The following is a 5,534-nucleotide window of genomic DNA, read 5'->3' as shown; positions in this document are numbered from 1 at the left end:
CTCCAAATCCCGCTCCCAGACCAAGGGAGCAAACGCCAAAAGTGGCCAGTTTTTTTGCAAACTCTCTCATGCTTATTTATACGAATGGGGAGTTCAAAAAATTCCCACAGTCAGCGCAGTGACAGCGGCAAGTAGCGGCGTAGAAGCGCTGCACGGGCCAGCCCTAGTCGGGAGCCACTGCCCTTGCCCAGCTCTAATAATGCCTCCGCAAACTCCGTCGGCGCCAGAGGCTCCGTGAGGGCCAGCACTCCGGAGAGTCGCCGGTTAGAGAGCAGCTCCAGTGCCTCACTCTCTTCGAGTAGGTCCGCCTCACGAATCCGCGCGGCGGCCTGCTCCCAGCTCGTGCGCAGGCTGTAGGGGTGACGCACTAAAAGCCGCTCACGGGCGGACTGCTCGGCGGCAATGAGAACTTGCGCCGCACCTTGAACGCTACGGACAAAGAGCAAGGGATCGTTCTCGGGTCGATAAGTGATCTCATGGCTGATCTGGTAGAGTGCACCGGTGGGAAGTGAGCCCTCACCATGCACACCACGGATCGTCCCCCCGAGCAGACAGACCGCCTCTTTCTGGGGCTCTAGCTCCTTGAGCAGCGTCAAGGCAGGCAAGTGCAACAAGACTGAGAGCCGCAGTCCCGTCCCGACATTGGCAAGAGAGGTAGTCAAAAATCCCAAGCGGTCGTCCCAGGCCAGCTCCAGCCCACGTGCAAGAAGCCGCTCCGCCGCGCTTACCCGCTCAAAGACTTTTTGTGGCTCACAGCCGGGCGCAAGGGCTTGGAGGCGTAGGTGATCCTCTTCATTCACTAAGATCGAAAACGAGCCATCCGCGGCCAGTAGCGCCCAGCGGCCTGGTGTACCATCTGCCATCTGTGGAGAGATGCGCTGCGCTGCCACCAAGGCCAGGCGCTGGTTTTTCTCTAGCTTTTCTAGCTCGTAGGGCTTGAGCTGGGCAAGCTCTCCCGCCTTTGCTGCCTCTCGCACGAGCTGCGCCACCCGCTTGCGCTCCGTCACACTTGCCCGGTGGGGAAACGGAAACTCTGCCAGGTTTCGTGCCAGCCGCGCCCGTGTCGAGACTGCAATCTCACGCTCCTCCCCGACTTGCTCCAACCACTCAAAACTCACGGGGCATTATAAGCCGCTTTCCGATTTAGCGCTCCAGCGGGGAGTCTCTGGCGGTATAATTCTTTCGCGTCATTATGCTTACGGAACTATCTGTTGAGAACTTTGCCCTGGTCGAGCGGGTGCGGCTTCGCTTTGGAGCCGGACTGAACCTGCTGACCGGAGAGACCGGGGCGGGCAAGTCTATCTTGCTTGATGCACTCGGGATGGTGCTTGGGGAGCGCACGAGCGCGGACTCGGTGCGCCACGGTGCCGATAAAGCCCGCGTCGAGGCGGTTTTCACGGTGACCACCGGCGACCCACGCCTCAGCCCCGCACTGGAAACCACAGGAATCGAACCCGAAGACGGCCTGCTTATTCTCTCTCGCGAGCTGAGCGCCACGGGAAAGAGCAATGCTCGGATCAATGGGCGCACCGTCACCGTGGCAACCCTCAAGATCATCGGGGATGCGCTGGTGGACATCCACGGTCAACACGAGCACCAGTCGCTGATGGTAGTCGAGCGCCATGTCGAGCTGCTCGATGCCTGGTGCGGCTCGGAGACCGAGGTACTGAGAGCAACCGTCGTCGCGGCATGGGATAGCTACACGGCGGTTCGTGGTGAGCGCGAGGCGCTCCTGCGTGAGGCCCGTGAGCGTGCCCGCAACCTGGATCTGTATAGCTACCAGCGCGATGAGATAGACGCCGCTTCTCTGGTGCCAGGCGAGGACGAAGACTTATTAGCCGAGAAGCTGCGCCTCGGGAGCGCCGAGCGTCTTCATGCGGCATCGGCGGCGGCGTACGGTGCCCTACAAGGCGGTGCGCTAGACGGGCTCTCGCAGGCCGTACGGGAGATCGAGCGGGCGCAAAAATTCGATGAGGGGCTTTCCAGTATCTTAGAGTCGCTTAATAGCGCCCTCTACGCCGCTGACGATGCCATGCGGGAAGTGCGCACCTACCGAGACTCCGTCGAGTTCAACCCGAATCGCCTCACCCAAATCGAAGATCGCCTCGACACGCTCAAGAGCCTCAAGCGCAAGTACGGGGAGAGTACCGCAGATATTCTCAGCTACCGCGAGGAAATCGGGCAGAAGCTGAGCACTCTCGAAAACGCGGAGGAGCGCCTGGCAGAGCTGGAAGCGCTGGAGAAAGCCGCCTTTGCGGAAGTGGAGAAACGCGCCGCGGTGCTGACCAAGGCCCGCAAGAAAGCCGCCGAGCCGTTTGCCAAAGGAATTCAGAATGAGCTAAAAGACCTCGCGATGGCGGCCACCCGGTTTGCCGTCTCAATTGAGCCACGCGAGCCCGGCCCTGGCGGTGCGGATGCCCTGGAGTTTCTGATCTCTCCCAACCCCGGCGAGCCGCTCAAGCCGCTCGCTAAGATCGCCTCGGGAGGAGAGCTTTCTCGCGTCATGCTCGCACTAAAGTCCGTCATGAGCAAGCACGTCGCCCCACCGACTCTGGTCTTTGATGAGATTGACACCGGAATCGGAGGACGCACCGCCACGACACTTGCCGAGAAACTTCACGCACTCGGAAAGTCTGCCCAGACCCTCTGCATCACCCATCTGCCTCAGATCGCAGCCCGTGGCGATGCCCATTTCTTCATCGAGAAGCGCACCGAAAAAGGCCGTACCACGGTTAGTGTGGTCGCATTAGACGGCGAGTCCCGCGTGCAGGAGCTTGCGCGCATGCTCGGTGGCAACGGCTCAGAGACCGTACTCGCCCATGCTCGCGAGATGCTGGGAAAGCTCTAGTTCCACTCGATCAGAAGCTGGATTCGCCCGACGGCACGCCAGCTATCGAGCAAGCGCCAGGCTTCCGTGGGGTCGGGGTCTGCGCTGGCTCCGAAGAAACCTTGACGGGCCAGAGACGCGACGATGCGCTCGGGCTCACCGGTGAGAATATCGCCGCTGGGAGTGACGACACGTACAATGCGGCGCGGGGGGAGCGGGCGGTTCTTAATATCGGGACGCTTCCCACGACGCGGCGCATGAACCAGAAGTAGCTCGACCAGTAAAACGCCAATCAGGAGCACGGGAATCAGAGCGATCCAGAAAGCGGCCACTCCCCTTCCCTATCCTTCCTGGCTACGCTTGGCCCACAAATCGCCCAGAGCAGATAAGGGGGTAGAGGTAACCACGACGGCTTCTAGCTCCTCCTCAGGCACGGAGACGCCATTGGAGCAGCCACCGGCACAAAGCGGCTGAAGCGGGGCGGCCAGCAAGAGATTCTGGCGCAGCAGGTCCCCGACATTGAGAATGCTTCCCTCCACCACCGAAGCCTCCACGTTCTCATCCACGATCTTCACTTCGCCTTGGGCATAGGCCGTGTTCTCGGGAATCAGATCCAGCGACTCTTCAATCTCTGTCTCCACCTGCTGCCGGGTCGGGCTGAGGCAGCGGGTGCACTCCATCTCCAGGGTAGAGGTGACACTTCCATTAAGAAGCAAAGCGGCTCCCGTGTTATTCAGAATCAGGGTTCCCGTCACGGGGGTCATGGCTTCTAAATCACTAATTGCCCCCACGGGAATATCGAAATGGTGGGTGTAGCGCATCCCGGGCGTCCTTGCCAGAGTGCCAATATCCAGGAGAAGCTCGGTGGGGCCTGGCACACCAATCGCCAGGCCATTTCCTCCCCGAGCATGGGGCTTACTGCCCTTAGGGTCCGCCGAGAGGACTCCGCCTTCGCCTGGGTCATCGTCAATGTGATACGCAAATCTAGACATACGTACTCATCTTATCGCCCCCAAGCACCTATACGCTAAACTTTAGCGACGAGTGGCGCTAGCCAGACGCTCATTTTCCTGGGTCGTGCGCTCAAGTAGTTGGCGACCACGCTGAACCTGGCTGCGCAAGCCCCCAATCTTCTGCTCCACTCCTGAAACCAGGTTATCGAGCTGTTGCTCCACCGTTGCCAGTACCTCACGAGCGTAGGTATCTGCATCGCGGCGCATCTCCTGGGCGTAGCGCTCCGACTCCGTGCGTAGCTCGCGAACATAGCGCTCGGCTTCGGCACGGCTGGTATCCGCATCGGCGCGAGCTTCACGACGGAGCACTTCGGCATCGGCTTCGGCTCCACTCGTGATCGAGCGTGCCTGAGAGTTAGCCTGCTCCATGATCACCGTGTTCTGAATCATCGCATCCGTCTTACGGCGTGCCTCGTCGAGAATCTTGGTGGCTTCTTGACGTCCCAGCTCGATCGTCTGCTCCGCATCACGCCGCCCCGATGCCCTAGCTTGATCGGCTTGCGCGTGGGCTGCCTCCAGAAACTGCCGTGCATTGGTCTGCGCACTACTCAGCTCCTGCTCGGCGACAGAGCGGGCATTCTGAAGCTGCTCCTGCGCCTCAAACTCAGCTTTCTCTAGGACGCGATCTGCCCCCTCAGCGATCAGACCAGCCTTGCGCAAATCCTCCGGCAACGAGGCGCGGACTTTCTGAACAAGCACATAGAACTCATCATGGTTAAACCGTGAAAAGCCCATCACAACCGTCGAATTATCAATGAGCGCCTCCAGGCGCTCCAAACACTTCAGCGTATCTATGACGATACCGCTCCTTCCCGTAAAAATCGGGTTTTCAACGCGCGCTGCACCGGTTCGGGTGCTAGCGCGGAGATGTCGCCACCCAGGCGCGCAATCTCTTTCACAATCGAAGACGAGAGATAGAGATACTCCGCACTCGTCATTAAAAAATAGGTCTCAATATCAGGTGCCATCTGCCGGTTGGCCAGCGCGATCTGGAACTCAAACTCAAAGTCCGAGACAGCCCGCAGACCACGCACAATCACATGAGATCCTTGCTCACGAACAAAGTTCACCAGTAATCCATCGAAGCTTGTCACTTCCACATTCGGCAGTGAAGCCACACATTCTTGGAGAGTTACAATGCGCTCTTCGGGAGTAAAAAGCACATTCTTAGTGGAGTTTCGTCCGACCGCGACTAAGAGACGGTCGAAGGTTCCTGCGGCACGCTCGATAATATCGAGGTGGCCGTTAGTTGCTGGGTCAAAAGACCCTGGGTAAACTGCCGTGATAGGTTGGCCCACGATAGGCCATTCTACCGCAATTTTAAGAGTTTTTTACAATATTTGAACCCTTTACAAAAAAGATGGAACTAAATTGCCATGAAACGAAACACGAACTCCCTTCTGCGCGGCGTCCAGGTTGCCGCCCCGTGCCATGAAAGCTGGGACGCCATGCCCGGCACCGACCAAGTCCGCTCCTGCGAGCGCTGCCAGCACAAGGTCTACAACCTCTCGGAGATGAGCGCCTCCGAGGCAGAGACGCTTCTGAGAAACTCCGAGGGACGTCTCTGCGTGCGCTTCTACCGCCGCATGGATGGCACCGTGATGACCAAGGACTGCCCCGTGGGCACCACCGCGATCCGCCAGAAACGCATCGCCCAGACCATCGCCGGAGTCGCCGCTGCCGTCGGAAGCGCC

The 5,534-nt window shown here is 59.5% G+C and carries 6 protein-coding genes and 1 pseudogene; 2 read left to right on the top strand and 5 right to left on the bottom strand.

All coding sequences use genetic code 11. The features are described from left to right. Positions 1–110: 110 nt before the first annotated feature. Positions 111–1,118, bottom strand: a complete 1,008-nt coding sequence (locus tag RMO15_RS30495) for a hypothetical protein (RefSeq protein ID WP_309722134.1) — start codon at positions 1,116–1,118, stop codon at positions 111–113. 74 nt (positions 1,119–1,192) lie between these two features. Here RMO15_RS30495 and recN point away from each other — a divergent pair, with 74 nt between their 5' ends. Next, positions 1,193–2,848 carry a DNA repair protein RecN gene (gene recN, locus RMO15_RS30490; protein ID WP_309722132.1) on the top strand — a complete coding sequence of 552 codons (1,656 nt, stop codon included), beginning with the start codon at positions 1,193–1,195 and terminating at the stop codon, positions 2,846–2,848. Here recN and RMO15_RS30485 read toward each other — a convergent pair. Genes RMO15_RS30485 through coaD form a run of 4 tightly spaced genes read right to left on the bottom strand, consistent with a single transcriptional unit; the run spans position 2,845 to position 5,138 of the window. Then, positions 2,845–3,159 carry a hypothetical protein gene (locus tag RMO15_RS30485; RefSeq protein ID WP_309722129.1) on the bottom strand — a complete coding sequence of 105 codons (315 nt, stop codon included), beginning with the start codon at positions 3,157–3,159 and terminating at the stop codon, positions 2,845–2,847. The genes recN and RMO15_RS30485 overlap by 4 nt on opposite strands. Positions 3,160–3,168: 9 nt before the next feature. Continuing rightward, a complete protein-coding gene (locus tag RMO15_RS30480; protein WP_309722126.1) occupies positions 3,169–3,819 on the bottom strand; it encodes a YceD family protein in 651 nt (216 codons plus the stop codon). 42 nt (positions 3,820–3,861) lie between these two features. Then, positions 3,862–4,617 (bottom strand): hypothetical protein, encoded by a 756-nt coding sequence (locus RMO15_RS30475; protein WP_309722124.1) that lies wholly within the window; start codon positions 4,615–4,617, stop codon positions 3,862–3,864. 14 nt (positions 4,618–4,631) lie between these two features. Beyond that, positions 4,632–5,138: a pantetheine-phosphate adenylyltransferase gene (gene coaD / locus RMO15_RS30470; protein ID WP_309722121.1), complete on the bottom strand. Its 507-nt coding sequence runs from the start codon at positions 5,136–5,138 to the stop codon at positions 4,632–4,634. 78 nt (positions 5,139–5,216) lie between these two features. Here coaD and RMO15_RS30465 point away from each other — a divergent pair. Next, positions 5,217–5,534: pseudogene (locus RMO15_RS30465) on the top strand (hypothetical protein); the annotation flags it as partial.

The sequence above is a fragment of the Armatimonas sp. genome, from assembly GCF_031410135.1.
Taxonomy (GTDB): domain Bacteria; phylum Armatimonadota; class Armatimonadia; order Armatimonadales; family Armatimonadaceae; genus Armatimonas.
The sequence above is the reverse complement of the archived record's forward strand: the minus strand, read 5'-3'. Positions and strand labels throughout refer to the sequence as shown.

Bases quoted from the DNA above. Each gene is read 5' to 3' on its own strand.
- recN (WP_309722132.1), top strand. From the start codon at position 1,193: ATGCTTACGGAACTATCTGTTGAGAACTTTGCCCTGGTCGAGCGGGTG.
- RMO15_RS30480 (WP_309722126.1), bottom strand. From the start codon at position 3,819: ATGTCTAGATTTGCGTATCACATTGACGATGACCCAGGCGAAGGCGGA.